The organism is Acinetobacter sp. 1424608 (assembly GCF_000588255.1).
In the GTDB taxonomy this organism is placed as follows: Bacteria; Pseudomonadota; Gammaproteobacteria; order Pseudomonadales; family Moraxellaceae; genus Acinetobacter; species Acinetobacter nosocomialis.
In genome coordinates this window covers 1-16,441 of the sequence record NZ_JFXL01000033.1, presented here as the reverse complement: position 1 = coordinate 16,441, position 16,441 = coordinate 1, and the positions used below count along the sequence as shown (strand labels likewise).

Genomic DNA, 16,441 nt, shown 5'->3' with positions numbered 1-16,441 from the left:
CAAAACAGTATTCACCTGATCTAAACGCTCTACTCGAAGAAAATAAAAAACTCAAACAACAGCTCAAAATAGCTGAAATGGAACGTGAATTTTTAAAAAAGGCAGCAGCGTACTTTGCCAAAGAAAGTCAGTAAGGTACGCCTATATGAAACAAAAAAGATATTCTTTTCCAATTACCTTAATGGCTCGATTACTTCATGTTTCAGTTTCATGTTTTTATGATTGGCTCAAGAGAGGCGTGAGCAAAAGAACGATTCAACGAAATCAACAGACGATATTGGTGAAAATAGCCCATGAGGAGACAAGGCAGAGCTATGGTTATATTCGATTAACCAAATACTTACAAGCTCAGGGTATAAAAATGAGTATGTACGCTGTACGTCAGATAAAAGCGCTGAACCACCTGTATTGTAAGCGACACAAGCGTTTTAAAAGGACTACGAATAGTGACCATAATCGAGCGATCTATGAAAACCTGCTGGAGCAACAATTCTCAATGACTAGACCAAATCAAGCATGGTCAAGTGATATTACGTACATATGGACTGTTGAAGGATGGCTGTACTTAGCAGCGGTAAAAGACCTTTACACGAAGCAAGTGGTTGGCTATAGCTTAAATGAGCGCATGACAACACAGCTTGTTTGTAATGCGCTAAATATGGCTATTCACAATCAAAAACCAACCAAAGAACTGATTGTGCATTCAGACAGAGGAAGTCAATATTGCAGCCATGAATATCGAAATATACTTGAGCAATATGGTTTTCAAGGTTCAATGAGCAAGCGCGGAGACTGTTACGATAATGCACCGATTGAAAGCTTTTGGGGAATACTGAAAAATGAGTTAGTGCATCATTACAACTATCAAACCAGAGAAGAAGCCAAAGCAGATATTATAAAATACATTGAATTATTTTATAATCATCGAAGAATTCAAAAGGGTTTGGGTTTTAAGACACCAAATCAAATGGCCGAAGACTTTTATAAGTTGGCTGCCTAGAATCTCCCAAGGGAAAGTCTCCTGATAATTCAGCGTATATCATATGATCTTTGCCGGTTAAATCTTAGTAATGTCCAGTTAAATTCTGATCATCAACTACTAATTGGTAAGATACTTAACATAAGCTCTCCATTTAAGGAGTTAGACTCTTTAACTTATGATGATCTACCAAGTTTTAATATGTTAAATAACATAAGCTTGTTGGAATAATTAAGACATGAGCTATATCATTGCCTTTGTTAGTTATACTGATTTTACCGATAAAAAATATCCTGTGCAGTGTTTTCGTACAGATCTTAAGGTGAATGACATTGTGCTAGTTCGTCGAACAGATGGACAATTAAGATTTGCTACAGTTTTAAAATTAGAATATTTAAATTGGGATTGTAAAGGCTTCATCCTTTGTAAAAAATCAGAATGTTCTATTGATGATCATGGTAATTTATGCCCTCCGTCTAACTCAGCTATTATATTTGGAGTTGCGACTCCTGAAGTTTTCACAAAAAAATTAATAGATTCAGGATGGATATTACTGAGACCTCATAGTGCAACTTATAGAAAAATCTTAACAAAAACTAATGGATCACAGATTGCATATATTTTTATTAGAAAAAATGGAATTGATCTTCAGATTCTTCCTATTTCAGAAGAAAAGCTTCCAATAAAATCTGGTAGCTTATATAGACAATCTCTTACTCAAGGTAAAGTAGTCAGGCATACACTTGCTCATACAACTTTTAATCTTTATGAAGGAGTTCTTCGCTTTTCTGACAGCTTTATTAATAATGAACTTAATCTAGAGCGTTATTTTATTCCGCAAGGTGAAACAGATAAGAGAACGGATGCTCTCAAAAAAGATGCTCGTTTAAGAAAAAATTTAGGAGAGTACGGTATCTCAGATTTATATGAGGCTTGCTCTGATGGGAATGGAGGTGCGGCATATCTTGGTGATGGAATATGGATCACTTCTGGGGGAGGAGTATATGATTGGGGAAGATAAGTTAATTTATATAAACAGTTGAAGACATTTCTTTAGCTAATTTATTTAGTTTATCTAAAATTAACATAATAGAGCTTATACGAAATGCTTTTTAAAATATCCCTGTTTTTCATATAGTTAAAAATTTTTCATCCCCCTGGAAAACAATAAAAAACCGACTTGGAAACAAATCGGTTTCTTTTTAAGCAATTTTGATACTTCTTGCCAATAAATTTGGTTAAAAAATAATCAAAATCGCACCTTTTCCCGATTTCTTAAGGCTTCCGTTTCTGAAATTATCCCCAATTTCTGTGGACAAATCTTGGGATAAAATAGACCAACGTTGTAAGTTAAAACTTACATGGATTTAAGGTTTTTGCGGATTGGTAATCCAAGGCATTAGCCCTATGATAAACACATAAGATATTAGATGTTTCTAGAAAACAAAAATAAGAGAATAGTGCAAGAAAGGGGCAGCAAGAGATCAGTAAAACAAGCAGCACCCCAATATAAAAAAGCCTAACAGGATGTTGGGCATTTTTGTGTCTTGAATCTGGATTTCGCATAAGAGATTTTATGTTAAGTAGGATGAAACTAGGTTTATTTTTATAAGCTTTAGATTAGAATGATAATAAAATATTTAAGATAATGAATTTTATGAAATATTATTTAATTTTCGCAGTGATTTTTTGCTCACAATTTAGCTTTGCTAAAGCATCTGATATTTCATTTTATGACTATGGAAGTGTCCACTTATTTACGTCAAAAGATCAGTTAAAATTAAGATCAATTGAGTTTTATAAAGATAATTCTGTTACGGATTGGTCTATGTGTACTCCAATACTTACTAATAAATTAAAAGTAACGAATGTAAAATATTCTTGGGAAAAAGAAATTTCAGGATTTACTGTGAATGATCCTAAATGGGGTGAGGAATTCTATTCTGTTGATTTGAGCGAAATTCCACAAGCACATAAATGGTTATTATCGACTTTAGTGCAAAAAGGAAGAATAGTTAAAATTACATCTAGGGCGTGTGGTTCTAGTTTGACACCTTACCTTATAAGAGTAGAGAAATAAAAAATATCAACTTATATCTTTGATTTTATTATTTATAATATCTTTAATGCTTTTATTCTCATCTTGAGATATTTTCTGAAGTTGAGAATAAAGTTCACTATTTATTGTAACTATAAATGTCTTCTTGATGAATTTTTCATATAAATAATATGAGTTTATAACTAAAAAAAGTGAACCAATTACAATAAGAACGAAATTCATCCCTTTATCAAAGTAAGCTGCTAGCAGAATACCAGCTGGAGCAATAATAAAAGCAAGATGAAATATAAGGAATAAAACTAGCCCATAGCAGTCCATCATTTAAGGCAGTTTTTTTCGTTTTTTTCAAACATATGATTGATATAACTGTAAAAGGAATGAGTAAAATTCCCACTCCTATTGCTTTAATGATGTCTAATAAAAACATATAAATATTATGTATGCTGAACTGTTAATTTTAAGCCAAGTGCATTCACAACACGATTGATAGTATCAAAACGCGGAGCTGAATCATGGCGAAGTGCTTTATAAAGTGCTTCACGTCCGATCCCTGCTTCTTTAGCAATTTGGGTCATACCTCTAGCTTTAGCAATGACACCAAGGGCATGAGCTAATTCAGCAGGATCATTATCTTCAAGAACCATATTGAGATACATCACGATGTCTTCTTCAGTTTTGAGTGACTCAGCCATATCAAAACTTGGTAAATCAGCTACTTTAACCATTTTAGTCCTCCAACGTTTTCGATAATTTGACTGCACGATCGATGTCTTGTTGTTGAGTTGATTTATCTCCACCACCAAGCATTACAATCACAACGTCACCATGTTGGATGTAATACATCCTCCATCCAGAACCGAAGAATTCTCTCATTTCCCAAACGCCATCTTGGAGAGGTTTAATGTCTCCCCAGTTCCCGCGTTGAACCTTATCTAATCGGCGATTCAAGCGAATGCGGGTCATATTGTCTTTAATGCCATCCAACCATTCATCAAATTCTGGTAGACGTTTAATTTCAATCATGAGGATTCCTTTTCTTCTCACTATATTGTATTCGATCGAATACAATATGCAAGTAATCTATACGACCATCCATTAATTTCGTATAGCGGCCATTATGTTAAATGGGATCAATATTTAATAAATTTTTATGTAAAAAAGACACCTTTAAAGGTGTCTTTCTTTGGTTAGAAAAGATTAATCACAATCTTACCAAAAGCACCTTTTGATAAATGTTCAAAAGCAGCAATCGCTTCTTCAAATTTATAAATGTGATCAATCACAGGTTTAATTTGATTGGCATTTAAGAAATCATTCATTCTTTCAAAAGCCACTCGAGGCGCTACCGCAATACCACGAAGTTTGGTTTGACGGAAAATCAAGGGCATCAAATTTAGCTGTGTTGTCTGACCTGTTAAGAACCCCACTTGAGCAATCGTTCCTGTCACTTTTGTTGCTGCAATAGATTGATTTAGACCATTACCACCTGCCACTTCAATCGTGACATCGGCACCCTTTCCATCGGTTAATTCAAGAACACGTTCTTCCCAATTTGGGTAAGTTTTATAGTTAATGCCTTCATCCGCACCTAATAAGCGAACTCTTTCTAGATTCTCATCTTTGCTTGATGTGGCAATGACTCGAGCACCATAGGCTTTAGCAAGTTGGATCGCAAAAATAGAAACACCGCCTGTACCTTGTACCAACACATTTTGTCCCGGCTTTAAGTTACCGACATCCATCATCGAATACCAAGCAGTTAGTGCTGCAATCGGCAACGTTGCTGCTTCAGCATCCGACATATTGTCAGGTGCTTTAACCGCACTTTCTTCATGCAAAATCATGTATTCAGCAAGCCCGCCAGGCAATGGCATTCCTAAGCAATAGTCAGGCTCGTTTGGTCCTGGTTCCTCATCAATCCAACGTGAATAAAGTGTTGTATTTACACGATCACCAAGCTTAAAGCGTGTAACACCTTCACCTACAGCAACGACCGTACCCACAGCATCAGATACAGGAATAAGTGGCTTTGGCACTAGATGAGGTTCATAAAAACCATCGACAATCGCTTTATCACGATAGTTTAAAGACACCGCACCGACTTTAATCAGTAATTCACCTGCCTGAGGTGTTGGAGTCTCTACTTCCTCTAATTTTAAATTTTCTAAGCCAAAATCTTTAAGTAACCAAGCTTTCATAATTTTATCCTAAGCAGATTTAATTCATAGAAACATTATAATTAAGGAATTAATTTTGATTAAGATGATAAAATTCCTAACATTATGGAATTAAATTCTCGAATAGGATTGTATGGATCATCAGTTTGCCGGCATTATCGAGTTCATTACAGTGGTCGACCAAGGGAGTTTTACAAACGCTGCCGAGGTATTGGGTTTGACAGGATCTGCTGTTGGTAAAAGTATGAATAAGTTAGAAAAAAGACTCGGTATTCAGCTTTTTCACCGTACTACGAGACGTCTTGCATTAACCCCTGAAGGAGAAATATGGCTGCGAAGCTGTAGACGCCTTGTAGAAGAACTAGAAGCGACCCAGTCGTTATTGTCTCAAGAAAATAATTCACCTACAGGAAGAATCAGAATTGATTTACCAACAACCTTTGGTCGTCGCTATATCTTTCCAACGTTATTAGAAATCATTCATCGTTACCCCCAACTTGATCTTACAGTTACATTTCAAGATAGAGCAGTTGATCTGATTCAGGAGGGGATCGATTTGGTCGTAAGAATTGGTGAATTAAAAGATTCTACAGATATCATCGCCAAGTCTTTAGGTCATCAAACGCTATTGATTTGCGCTTCTCCTGATTATTTAAAAAAATACGGCACACCGCAAAGTAAAGAAGATTTAAAACATCACCAATGTTTGATTGGTTGGCGAAGTCATAGTAAAGGCTATTGGTTTTTAAGAAATACCCTCAATGAAACGGAATTACATGAAATAAATTACAATCATGAAATTCCAGATGGAGATGCCATTCTAAGTGCATGTATGTCAGGCTTAGGATTGGCACAGCTTCCGAGCTGGCTTGCTTTTGAAGCAATAAGAGATGGTAAATTGATCCCCATTCTTCCTGAAATCTCAGGCGTAAAGATTCCGATTAATATTCTTTGGCAGAAACGTTGGCATCTACAGCCTAAAATTCGAGTCGTTGTTGATGAAATTATGACTTTTATAAAGACCAATCCAAAGTTATTTAATTAAGTTAAAATTTTCTAAAATTAACATAATACACCTTATACGAAATCAACATGTAAGCCCAAAATAGAAATGTCCGGTTTAGGTACTGTACTAGCATATCTTTAGTGAGCGGATGATATTTATTATTCATTATTTAGGAATTATTAAATCCTATAAATATCATTTATTGGATTAATTTACTTTGGTACTGTACACATCATCCTCCAGTTAAAAATAAGGAACAATTATGAATAAGATGATGAATGCTCTTATCTTAGAAAATTTTGGTGATCATGAATTTACACGTGTAGAACTCCCTATACCTCAACCAGAGGCTGGGCAAGTTCTAGTACGTATTCATGCTAGTGGTGTAAACCCTATTGATTATAAAATTCGTCTTGGTGAAGCACCATATGCTATGCCAGAGCTTCCTGCCGTGTTGGGAACAGATATGGCTGGGGGTGTCACTGCTGTTGGTGAAGGGGTCACCCACTTCAACGTCGGAGATGAAGTTTACGGTCTGATTGGTGGCGTTCGTGGTCTTCAAGGATCTTTAGCAGAATATGTTGTAGCAGATGCTGATCTGATCGCATTAAAGCCACGAAATATCTCTATGCGCGAGGCAGCAGTACTACCATTGACGTTCCTCACCGCTTGGGAAGGTTTAGTGGATAATGCGAAGGTCCAACCAGGGCAAACTGTACTGGTTCAGGGTGGTGCTGGTGGCGTTGGTTATATGGTTGTTCAGCTTGCAAAAGCACTTGATGCAAATGTTTGGGCGACTGGTCGTACAGCTGATCAATCACTGATTTCAGAACTCGGTGCAACACCTCTCGATTACACAACAGCATCTTCCGATGACATTATTGCTGCAAGCCCTGAGGGTCAAGGTTTTAACATTGTTTACGACACTGTGGGTGGTCCAGTACTCGATGCTTCACTTTCCATGACAACTCACTATGGCCACATTACCAGCTGTGCTGCATTTGGTAATCATAATTTAGCGAGTTCATCTCTACGGTGTGCCACAGTGTCTGGCGTATTCGTCCTAATGCCGATGTTAACAGGCAATCGCCGTGCTCATCATGGTGATATCCTTAAGATCGCTACTCGTCTTGTTGAGGAAGGTAAACTGCGTCCTATTGTTGATCCTCGTCATTTTACTCTAGACCAAGCGATTGAGGCTCATGATGCTGTTCAAGATCGCTCTGCCAATATTAAGGTAGTTATAGATGTCATTTAATGCACTTCAGGCCAAGACTTGGCGCTTCAATAGTATTGGAGATACAGATGTTCTGACATTAGAAACACTTCCTGTTGCTTTACCAGCCGCAGGAGAAGTTCTAATCCAGATGAAAACGATCGGACTCAACCGGGCTGATGTAATGTTTCGGCGTGGTACTTATATTCAAAAGGCAGTATTCCCTTCTCGTCTGGGATATGAGGGAGCAGGCGTAGTTCTGGCGATAGGTGAAGGTGTACGCCAATTTTCTCCAGGAGATGCAGTATCGATTCTTCCGACTGACAATCTAGCCAAATATGGGACATATGCGGACAAGCTTCTGATTCCAGAAACTTTTTTAGTTCACAAACCCGATAGTTTAAGCTGGGAAGAAGCTTCTTCAATCTGGATGCAGTATTTGACGGCTTGGGGTGGTGTAATCCATGCTGGTGGAGTTTCGAAAGGAAAAACGATCTTGATCACAGCAGCTTCAAGTAGCGTAGGACTAGCTGCGATACAGATCGCTGAAGCAGCCGGTGCTAAGGTCATTGCAAGTACACAAACGACAGAGAAAAAGCAACGTTTACTGGATCTCGGTGTTAAAAATGTTATAGCCAGTGAAGATGAACCAGATTTGTATGAGGCGCTTGTTTCACGTTTGGGGGGAGAACATCTTGATGTCGCCTTCGATGCTGTAGGAGGGCCGCATATTGAACAGATTGCAAAAGCGATGTCGGTAGGAGGAACGATGGTTATGCATGGTGCGCTTAGCCCGGAGATCACACCATTTCCCCTTAAAGTTGCATTACGCAAGAGCTTAACCATGCGAGGTTTTTTGTTCCTTGAGGTTCTGCATGACCCTGTTCTAAGGGAGCAAGCCAGACGATTTATTCTTAGCAGTATAGGTGCAGGATATCTTCGTCCAGTGATCGACCGTTGCTTTAACTTTGAGGACATGCATGACGCTCAGCGCTATCTTGAATCAAATCAGCAAATAGGAAAAATTGTAGTTACTCTGAATACATGATGGTCTTATCTGATTTCTACTTTCTAGAAATAAGGTTAGTTCCATCTGATTCAAGTTTCTATATGGCCCAGCACTTCCACTAAGTAATCAAACAATGCTCGGATTCGCAAAGGTGTCGGGCCCCGCTGTGGACGATATAAATACAGGCGCCAAACAGGAGAGGTTTCCTCATGAAGTATCTGAATGAGCTTACCACTCCTAAGCCACGGCAAAACTAGAAATCCAGGCATGTGTCCGAATCCAACTCCAGCGAGAATCGCTTGAAATTCAGCTTCTAGATCATCTGTAATAAAACGGGGCTTTGATGGCGTAAAGCTTCGACTTTCGGTGAATGTCCATGGCCAGTAACGTCCTGTTTTATGATCGACTAATGCTGTTAGAGGGTATTTATCTAGGTCAATAATTTTTTTGGGCATTCCAACCTTATCAATTAACTCTGGCGTACCCACAGAATAAAAGTTCACTTTCGCCAATTCCCTTGCCACATATCGATTGTCCGGCAAAAATCCAAATCTGATCCCGATATCTATTCGCTCATCGATCACATCCGAGTGTGAATCGGTTAGCACACAATCCACGACAATATCTGGATAACGTGTGGCAAATTCTGCTAGTGCGGGTACTACCAATTTGCGCCCTAACACAGACGACACAGTAAGACGGACAGTCCCACGCATTTCATCTCGTTTTTCCTTGGTGTCTTTTACGAACAAAGCATCGATCGATCCCACCGCAAAACGTGCTTGCTTTGCCAAACGCTCACCATCAGCGGTAATTTTAATTTGTCGAGTACTCCTGTAAAACAGAATCTCTCCGCGCTGCTCTTCTAGTTCTTTTATTGCCCGTGTCACTGCCTGTGGGGAAATACCCAGCTGAGTTGCTGCCTCTTTAAAATTTCGAGACTCTGATGCGACACAAAAGATACGCATCATTTCCAATTTGTTATGCATGTCCAATCCTGTGTTATGGCAATTATTCCGTAAATAGGAATTCTGAAAGATAATATTATTCATTTATTATACCTAACAAGGCTGTAATACTTAACCCATCAAATATGATTGACAGATAGGTTGAAGGTTACTTGTATGAATAATATAGAAAATAAAGTTGTTGTTATCACTGGTGCAAGTAGTGGTTTAGGTGAAGCTACTGCTCGCTTCCTTGCTAAAAAAGGTGCAAAGGTTGTACTTGGTGCTAGACGTACTGAAAAATTAGAGGCTATTGTTCAGGATATTCGTGCTGAAGGTGGTCAAGCTGAATTTATTGGTATGGATATAACCAAACCACATGAAGTACAAGCACTTATTGAAAAGGCATTAAGCGCATTTGGTCAAATCGATGTATTGGTAAACAATGCTGGATTAATGTCTATTGCACCATTAAGTGAGCTAAAAGTTGATGAATGGGATCGTATGATCGATATTAATATTAAAGGTGTTCTTTATGGTATAGCAGCTGCCCTACCTGTTTTCCAAAAACAAAACTTTGGACACTTTATTAATCTCGCATCTGTTGCAGGGATAAAAGTATTTAGTCCAGGAGGTACTGTTTATAGCGGTACTAAGTTTGCTGTAAGAGCCATCTCTGAAGGACTTCGTCATGAAGTTGGGGGAACAATTAGAACGACGACTATTGAGCCTGGTGCAGTTGAGTCAGAACTAAAATTTGGTTCTTCTCATAAAGAAAGTTCAGAGTTTGTTACTGATTTCTACAAACAAGCTATACCAGCTGACTCAGTCGCTCGAGCAATTGCTTATGCAATTGAGCAGCCTGCGGATGTAGATATTAATGAAATTGTTTTACGCCCAACGAGCCAAGAGTTTTAATAATTGAATAAAAAAAATGGGAGCACCTCGCTCCCATTTTTACTATATTTTTAAAGTTAAGGACAAATCTATGAAAGCCGTATCGTATGTTATAAATAACCATGATGATTTTAAAAATTCATTGGTAGATATTGAAAAAGCAAAGCCTACGCTTAAGGAGCGTGATGTACTGGTAAAAGTTCAGGCAATCTCTGTGAATCCAGTTGATACCAAAGTGAGAAAAAATTCGTCTGAAGCAAATAATCGTATTTTAGGTTGGGATGCCGTTGGGGAAATTATCGAAGTTGGCTCAAAAGTTACCTCGTTTAAAGTAGGAGATTCTGTTTGGTATGCTGGCAATTTAACCCGAGATGGTAGTAATGCTGAGTTTCAAGCAGTCGATGAACGAATTATCAGTCTTAAACCAATTACAGTATCTAATGCAGAAGCAGCAGCATTGCCATTAACTGCAATAACGGCATGGGAAATGCTGTTTGATCGGTTTCAAATTTCAGAAACAGAAGTTGGCAGTATTTTAATTATTGGTGGTGCAGGCGGTGTAGGTTCAATTGCTATCCAACTCCTAAAAGCAAAAACAAATCTGAGCGTTATAGCAACAGCTTCACGTGAAGAAACGAAATCTTGGGTGGAATCACTTGGTGCCGACCATGTCATTGATCATAGCAAAGATTTAAATGTACAAATCGAGACACTAGGCATTGAAAAACCAAAATATGTATTCTCTACAAATCATACAGAAACGTATATCAAGCAAATAGTTTCTCTGATTGCACCACAAGCCAAGCTTGGATTGATCGATGATCCACAAGCATTTGATATTATGCCGTTTAAGACTAAATCTATTTCTATCCATTGGGAGTTGATGTTCACCCGTTCAATGTATGAAACCGATGATATTGAAAAGCAAGGTAATCTATTGCAACAGGTTGCCCAATTAGTTGACCAGCAAAAAATTAGAAGTACCCTCAACCAAAATCTAGGAAAAATTAACGCTGCAAACTTGGAGAAGGCGCATAAGTTGCTTGAATCAGGCAAGTCAAAAGGCAAAATTGTACTAGAAAACTTCTAAAACAAATTCAAGGTGAAATAATGACTATTTCAATAATTGCGAACTTTAAGGCAAAATCAGATCAAAAAGAGACGTTAGAAGCGCTTTTAAAAAGTGTAATAGAGCTTACGCTTCAAGAAGAAGGATGCTTGAAATATGAGCTTTATATTAGCGAAAATGACTCGAGTAGATATTTCTTCTTAGAAGAATGGCGTAGCAGGGAGGATTTAGATATCCATATAGCCTCTGATTATATTCAAAGTTTATTTGGTAATATCCAATCGCTAATTGAATCAAGTGATATTATAGAAATCAAAAAAATATAGCTGTATTCGGACATTATGATGAAGTATTCTTCAAATTAACATAGAGACTTAGAAAGCTAACATAAAAATTGTAGCTATAAGCTCCTGTTTTTTAATATTTTTTTAATTTTTTAGTAGTAACCTAGGCTTCAACAAATTATGCCCCTAAGGGGAGCCACCAATACCCTGCATTTTGACAACAATGTCATCGTTTAGAGGCAGGAAATTTACGAGCATCAGTCGGTACGACTGGTGATTCATATGATATTGCTTTGGCTGAAACGGTGAATGGCTTATACAAAACAGAGGTGATTGAATATTTAAAAGCAGATTGGCAAGGTTTAGAAGATGTACAACTTGCGACACTAAACTGGGTAATCGAGAATAAGCGAATTCCTATTCCTGAACACGTAGAGCCTTAACCGGAAAAAAGAGGCTTTGGGAGCCGATTCTTTAAGCCGTATGGCTGATCTGATTGTTCACCTTGGCTTATTAAAACCGTGGAACATTGATCAAATAGTAAGCGTGGAACATAAAAAATCATTAAAAAAGCCCATTCGAGGGTAAATGAGCTTTTTAATAGTATATAAAAAATTGATTTTTAAAGGAATAAAAATAGCATTTCGTATAAGAGTTTTTATGTTAAATAGGACTAAAAATATACTCTAATTTTAGAGTTCTCTTTTAGGTATGATGTAAAAACATACAAGCCTAAGAGTTTAATTTAAAGGTTAAGAATTGAATAAATTAGTAAATATTTTTATGGCTTTAGGAGTTTGCCTTTCAATGGAAACATTTGCAGAACCTGTTTTTTCTAATGATTTATTAGCGAAAGCAGAAAGTGGAGATACTTCTGCCCAGTTAGAATTAGCTGAGATTTATCTATATGGTCATGGTGTTGATTCAGATGAAAATCAAGCTGAAATTTGGGCTATTAAATCAGCTGAAAATGGAAATGTAGCAGCAATGTTTTGGTTAGCTGATGGATATGTTACCTATGCTAGATTAATAGAGGATGATGACAAAAACGATTCTTTAGAACATTTCCAAAAAGCTTTTAAGTGGTTTCAGAAAGCTTCAGAAAATGGTCATTCTGAATCAATGGTTGAGTTAGCTGACCTATATACTCGCGCAGATAGCGGAATAGAAGTTAATATTAAGAAAGCTTTAGAACTTCGTGAAAAGGCTGCAAAGTTAGGTAATAAGAAAGCAATGCGAAGTCTTTCCGTTATGTATCGTGATGGTATAGGCATTCCTAAAAATACTGATTTAGCTCAAAGTTGGTGGGATAAGTCTGAAAATTAGTCTTAAGACTTCCTAAAATTAACATAATGGCGGTTACACGAAGCAAAAAACGTAGGAAATTGGCTCAGGCTTTGTATAACTCGTATTATGTTAATTTTAGTAAAAGTTAAGGATTTTTAAGAGTTTAATAAATGAATAGTGTTCATGAAATTATAGCAAAAATACATAATGAATGGGAGATTGAACCTAAGAAAGCTATTCAGAGAGGTATGGAATGTCCCTTTCCTTTGCAGTGTTCATTAAACCTAAAAAGCAAAATTTACTCACAAATACCCCAAGTACTTTTACCAAAAGTATTAGAGGATTTTTATACAGTATCTAATGGTGCAGATCTATTTAAAGATCAAGAATACGGACAATGGGGCTTAAAATTATATTCTATTGAGGAAGTAATTTTTGCTTCAAAAATTTATAAAATTAATCGTAATAATGACGCTCTTCAAAGTGACTTAATTATTGGAGAATTCTATGGAGATTCAGACTTATTGTTAGTTCGATGTGATCCTAATAGTGATGATTACGGCTCTATTTTTGTTGTCTTACCTATAGATCAAAGACAAGATTGGTACATTGTTGCTAATACTTTTCAAGAATTCATTAGTAAATTTTATGAAACTCAGGGTGATAAATTCTGGGAACCTTAAAATTATATGGCGGACATAAGCTCTATTTAACTTATGTTCACCTAAAATTTATTTAATTATCATAAAAATAGTATCATTTTTTGAATTTCATATAACGCGTATTATGTTAATTTTAGAAAATCTATACAGTTCCTATTAATAAAATTTAGATATTTCTAATGGATAAAAACAGTATAATAATTAAAAGAAATTTAAAGAGTGCAATATATGTTTGGTATTTTTTCTTCTAAAAAGCAAAACTCCTTAAAAAACCCTGTTTACTTAGAAAAATTCATAAATAATGCCTACTTAGAATTAAGTAATAGTATTAAATCACCCAATGAGCTTTATCTTTTTTTAATTGAGGAACTTTGTGGAGCATCACAAGGGAACAATGATGGAAAACAACTAGTAGATTTTTCACAATTTCATGAAATTGAATATAGGAATGCATTAAATAAAGAATCTGCAATGGACTTACCTAATAGCCCACTATCAATATTAAATAATAGTGTCAGCCCCCAGTTGATTAAGGAGTTAGGAATAGATGAGGCTGTAAAAATAAGATGTACGCTTATAAAAAGGTTAATAGAGGCAAATCAAAACACATTAAATAGTAGCCGTTTAACTTTTGCAAAAAGCTACATTCAGGTTGGAAGTTCTTATCTTCCAGAAGGTGAAATTCAAGCATGGTTTGATGTCATTAACTCAATACAAGGAGCTAGTAAAAAAACTATCCTAGAACCCGATGATTTAACAAAAATTATTACTCCTTCAAACCATACAGCACAAGGAAAGTACTATGACATGTTCAAAGACCTTGAGGATTATTTAAGTAGCTTATATGAACAGCCATCACATAGTACTTTTATGCCCTTACTTTACGCTCTTCGTATCGCTTATGCTGGCATGTATTCTCAAGGAATATGTTCAAAAGCTGACTTTGATGCTGTTGATCAAGGCTTTTTTAATAGAGTCATTCTAATCGGCCAATCTATTTCTAGAGAAGAGCAAGTCTCTTTTCAAGAATCATCATTAGATAAAGCACTAGAGTGGATCAATAAATATTATATTGTTATAGACAGACAGACTTCTTCACATTTAGTGAATACAGCTAAATCAGGCTTGTAAGATAGTAGTCTATAATTTACATAAGCGCTTATATTTAAGATAAAGTTTTTACTATTTCCTAGCTATAAAAACTAAAATCCATACCTCGATCTTGCTTAGATCGAGGTTTGCTCAGCTACTTTTACTGTTCTATATCGTTTTTTAGTAAAAATATCTAAAATTTCATCATTTAACATAATGGCTGTTATAAAAACTAGCTATGTAATGCAATTCGCATTACAATATCCCCATACATTCAATAAATGGGAAAAAAATAATGGCTACTGTTAACTTCAGGGTTGATGAAGCCCTTAAAGAAAAATCTTATTCAGTTCTTAGAGAACAAGGTATTGCACCTACTGAGTTTTTTACAAATGTCCTTGAATACATTGCAGCGACTGGGAAACTCCCTGTACAAAAAGCTTTACTCTCAGAAGAGGATACCGAGCTATTAGCGATTGTTCGTAAACGTATGAATGATCCTAAAGAAATGTTCGAGGAAATTACTTTAGATGACTTATAAGCTTTTACGTAATAAGGACTTCACAGCTGAATGGGAAAAGCTTCCTAGTGCTATAAGAGATCAATTTAAGAAGAAACTCGCCAAGGTCATAGAGCAGCCACATATTCCCAAGAATATGCTTAGAGGTGATCTCACGGGATGTTATAAAATTAAATTACTAAAGACTGGAGTTCGACTGGTCTATCAAGTCAAAGATGATCAGGTAGTTATCTTGCTCATCACCGTTGGGAAACGAGCTGACAGCATAGTTTATGACGAAGCAAAAAAACGCATTAAAGACTAAAAATGGGAGCTTCAAGCTCCCATTTTTGACCTCGTATAAGGTGTATTATGTTAATTTTTAGTTAATATAAAATTTAGATAGCTTCTGCAACTAATTTTAAAGCTGATTTAATTTTTTGCTTATTCTCATACATTTTTTTGTCAGCTTGTTCTGCTGCAAAATATAGCCCAATACTGGGATGCCTCCTACAAGGCAAGACATCTGATCGAGAAATTTTTTACCAAGCTCAAGCAGTATCGTGCTATTGCCACACGCTATGATAAATTGGCTCAAAACTTTTTATCAGCGATCTACCAGGCTTAATTGATAACACGCCCTAAATATTTCTAGAATATTCTCTTAAAATCTCCTACACCCTAATTTTATCTTCATATATAGTTTTCTCTATCACTTCATTGATCTCTTCATTCGTCCACTTTTGAAACTGATGTGTGCTGAGAAAACAGGAGGTTTTAACTTGGTAAACTATAGACACTCATCAGGAGTTTACCATGAGCAAGAAACAGAAGACTTACACCGCAGAATTTAAAGTTGAAGCAATAAAATTGATTGAAGCCAATCAAGGCAATGTATCGGAAACAGCCAGACAACTTGGCATTTCAATGCAAACTCTTTCAAATTGGAATAATAAAGCAAAGACTGGCACCTTAGCAGGCACTAAACAATATTCACCTGATCTAAATGCCTTACTCGAAGAAAATAAAAAGCTCAAACAACAGCTCAAAACAGCTGAAATGGAACGTGAATTTCTAAAAAAGGCAGCAGCGTACTTTGCGAAAGAAAGTCAGTAAGGTACGCCTATATGAAACAGCAAAGATATTTATTCCCGATTAGCTTTATGGCTAGATTACTTCACGTTTCAGTGTCACGATTTTATGATTGGCTAAAACGAGGCATGAATAAAAGATTGGTTCAGCGAAATCAACAGACAAT

At 36.4% G+C, this 16,441-nt stretch carries 17 protein-coding genes and 5 pseudogenes; 18 read left to right on the top strand and 4 right to left on the bottom strand.

The window, feature by feature from the left end:
• The 3 genes and pseudogenes from J678_RS22255 to J678_RS22245 form a co-directional block, all read left to right on the top strand.
• Window positions 1-1,000: pseudogene (locus tag J678_RS22255) on the top strand (IS3-like element ISAba22 family transposase); the annotation flags it as partial.
• A gap of 217 nt (window positions 1,001-1,217) precedes the next feature.
• Complete coding sequence (locus J678_RS22250) at window positions 1,218-2,000, top strand: hypothetical protein (RefSeq protein WP_006582115.1); 783 nt, start codon at window positions 1,218-1,220, stop codon at window positions 1,998-2,000.
• A 636-nt stretch (window positions 2,001-2,636) separates the two neighbouring features.
• Entirely contained in the window at window positions 2,637-3,059 is a 423-nt protein-coding gene (locus J678_RS22245; RefSeq protein WP_006582116.1) for a hypothetical protein, read from the top strand.
• Between the two features lie 413 nt (window positions 3,060-3,472).
• Here the strand turns inward: J678_RS22245 and J678_RS22240 are convergent, their stop codons facing one another.
• From J678_RS22240 to J678_RS22230, 3 genes are all read right to left on the bottom strand, one after another.
• Window positions 3,473-3,763, bottom strand: coding sequence for an addiction module antidote protein (locus J678_RS22240; protein ID WP_006582118.1), 291 nt, complete (start codon window positions 3,761-3,763; stop codon window positions 3,473-3,475).
• Between the two features lies 1 nt (window position 3,764).
• Window positions 3,765-4,061, bottom strand: a complete 297-nt coding sequence (locus J678_RS22235) for a type II toxin-antitoxin system RelE/ParE family toxin (protein ID WP_004647749.1) — start codon at window positions 4,059-4,061, stop codon at window positions 3,765-3,767.
• A gap of 164 nt (window positions 4,062-4,225) precedes the next feature.
• Window positions 4,226-5,236: a zinc-dependent alcohol dehydrogenase family protein gene (locus J678_RS22230; RefSeq protein ID WP_006582119.1), complete on the bottom strand. Its 1,011-nt coding sequence runs from the start codon at window positions 5,234-5,236 to the stop codon at window positions 4,226-4,228.
• A 112-nt stretch (window positions 5,237-5,348) separates the two neighbouring features.
• On the opposite strand from J678_RS22230, the gene J678_RS22225 reads away from it, so the two are divergent.
• From J678_RS22225 to J678_RS22215, 3 genes are all read left to right on the top strand, one after another.
• Window positions 5,349-6,260 carry a LysR family transcriptional regulator gene (locus J678_RS22225; RefSeq protein WP_006582120.1) on the top strand — a complete coding sequence of 304 codons (912 nt, stop codon included), beginning with the start codon at window positions 5,349-5,351 and terminating at the stop codon, window positions 6,258-6,260.
• Between the two features lie 223 nt (window positions 6,261-6,483).
• A complete protein-coding gene (locus J678_RS22220) occupies window positions 6,484-7,479 on the top strand; it encodes a zinc-dependent alcohol dehydrogenase family protein (protein WP_031997770.1) in 996 nt (331 codons plus the stop codon).
• On the top strand, window positions 7,469-8,485 hold the full coding sequence (locus J678_RS22215) for a zinc-dependent alcohol dehydrogenase family protein (RefSeq protein ID WP_000009386.1): 1,017 nt from the start codon (window positions 7,469-7,471) through the stop codon (window positions 8,483-8,485). The genes J678_RS22220 and J678_RS22215 overlap by 11 nt, the downstream gene beginning before the upstream one ends.
• A gap of 50 nt (window positions 8,486-8,535) precedes the next feature.
• Here J678_RS22215 and J678_RS22210 read toward each other — a convergent pair whose 3' ends face one another.
• The gene (locus tag J678_RS22210; RefSeq protein ID WP_021511106.1) at window positions 8,536-9,435 is read right to left on the bottom strand and encodes a LysR family transcriptional regulator; all 900 of its coding nucleotides are present in this window, start codon (window positions 9,433-9,435) and stop codon (window positions 8,536-8,538) included.
• 135 nt (window positions 9,436-9,570) lie between these two features.
• Between J678_RS22210 and J678_RS22205 the strand changes: the two genes are divergently transcribed.
• The 12 genes and pseudogenes from J678_RS22205 to J678_RS22170 all read left to right on the top strand — a co-directional run.
• The gene (locus tag J678_RS22205) at window positions 9,571-10,311 is read left to right on the top strand and encodes an SDR family oxidoreductase (protein ID WP_001059481.1); all 741 of its coding nucleotides are present in this window, start codon (window positions 9,571-9,573) and stop codon (window positions 10,309-10,311) included.
• A 70-nt stretch (window positions 10,312-10,381) separates the two neighbouring features.
• On the top strand, window positions 10,382-11,380 hold the full coding sequence (locus J678_RS22200) for a zinc-binding alcohol dehydrogenase family protein (RefSeq protein ID WP_002120211.1): 999 nt from the start codon (window positions 10,382-10,384) through the stop codon (window positions 11,378-11,380).
• A 20-nt stretch (window positions 11,381-11,400) separates the two neighbouring features.
• On the top strand, window positions 11,401-11,685 hold the full coding sequence (locus J678_RS0104695; RefSeq protein WP_000155817.1) for a putative quinol monooxygenase: 285 nt from the start codon (window positions 11,401-11,403) through the stop codon (window positions 11,683-11,685).
• Window positions 11,686-11,870: 185 nt separating this feature from the next.
• A pseudogene (locus J678_RS23635) lies at window positions 11,871-12,041 on the top strand (IS3 family transposase); the annotation flags it as partial.
• Window positions 12,039-12,134 (top strand): annotated as a pseudogene (locus J678_RS24055) (DNA-binding protein); the annotation flags it as partial. The pseudogenes J678_RS23635 and J678_RS24055, both read left to right, overlap by 3 nt.
• A 316-nt stretch (window positions 12,135-12,450) precedes the next feature.
• A complete protein-coding gene (locus J678_RS22195) occupies window positions 12,451-12,969 on the top strand; it encodes a tetratricopeptide repeat protein (protein ID WP_000447196.1) in 519 nt (172 codons plus the stop codon).
• 131 nt (window positions 12,970-13,100) lie between these two features.
• On the top strand, window positions 13,101-13,613 hold the full coding sequence (locus J678_RS22190; RefSeq protein ID WP_001089570.1) for an SMI1/KNR4 family protein: 513 nt from the start codon (window positions 13,101-13,103) through the stop codon (window positions 13,611-13,613).
• Between the two features lie 207 nt (window positions 13,614-13,820).
• Window positions 13,821-14,723, top strand: a complete 903-nt coding sequence (locus J678_RS22185) for a hypothetical protein (RefSeq protein ID WP_000466974.1) — start codon at window positions 13,821-13,823, stop codon at window positions 14,721-14,723.
• Between the two features lie 256 nt (window positions 14,724-14,979).
• Window positions 14,980-15,225 (top strand): type II toxin-antitoxin system RelB/DinJ family antitoxin, encoded by a 246-nt coding sequence (locus tag J678_RS22180; RefSeq protein WP_000246757.1) that lies wholly within the window; start codon window positions 14,980-14,982, stop codon window positions 15,223-15,225.
• Window positions 15,215-15,508: a type II toxin-antitoxin system RelE family toxin gene (locus tag J678_RS22175; RefSeq protein ID WP_000221360.1), complete on the top strand. Its 294-nt coding sequence runs from the start codon at window positions 15,215-15,217 to the stop codon at window positions 15,506-15,508. The genes J678_RS22180 and J678_RS22175 overlap by 11 nt, the downstream gene beginning before the upstream one ends.
• 186 nt (window positions 15,509-15,694) lie before the next feature.
• Window positions 15,695-15,811, top strand: a pseudogene (locus J678_RS23440) (transposase); the annotation flags it as partial.
• A 188-nt stretch (window positions 15,812-15,999) separates the two neighbouring features.
• Window positions 16,000-16,441 (top strand): annotated as a pseudogene (locus tag J678_RS22170) (transposase); the annotation flags it as partial.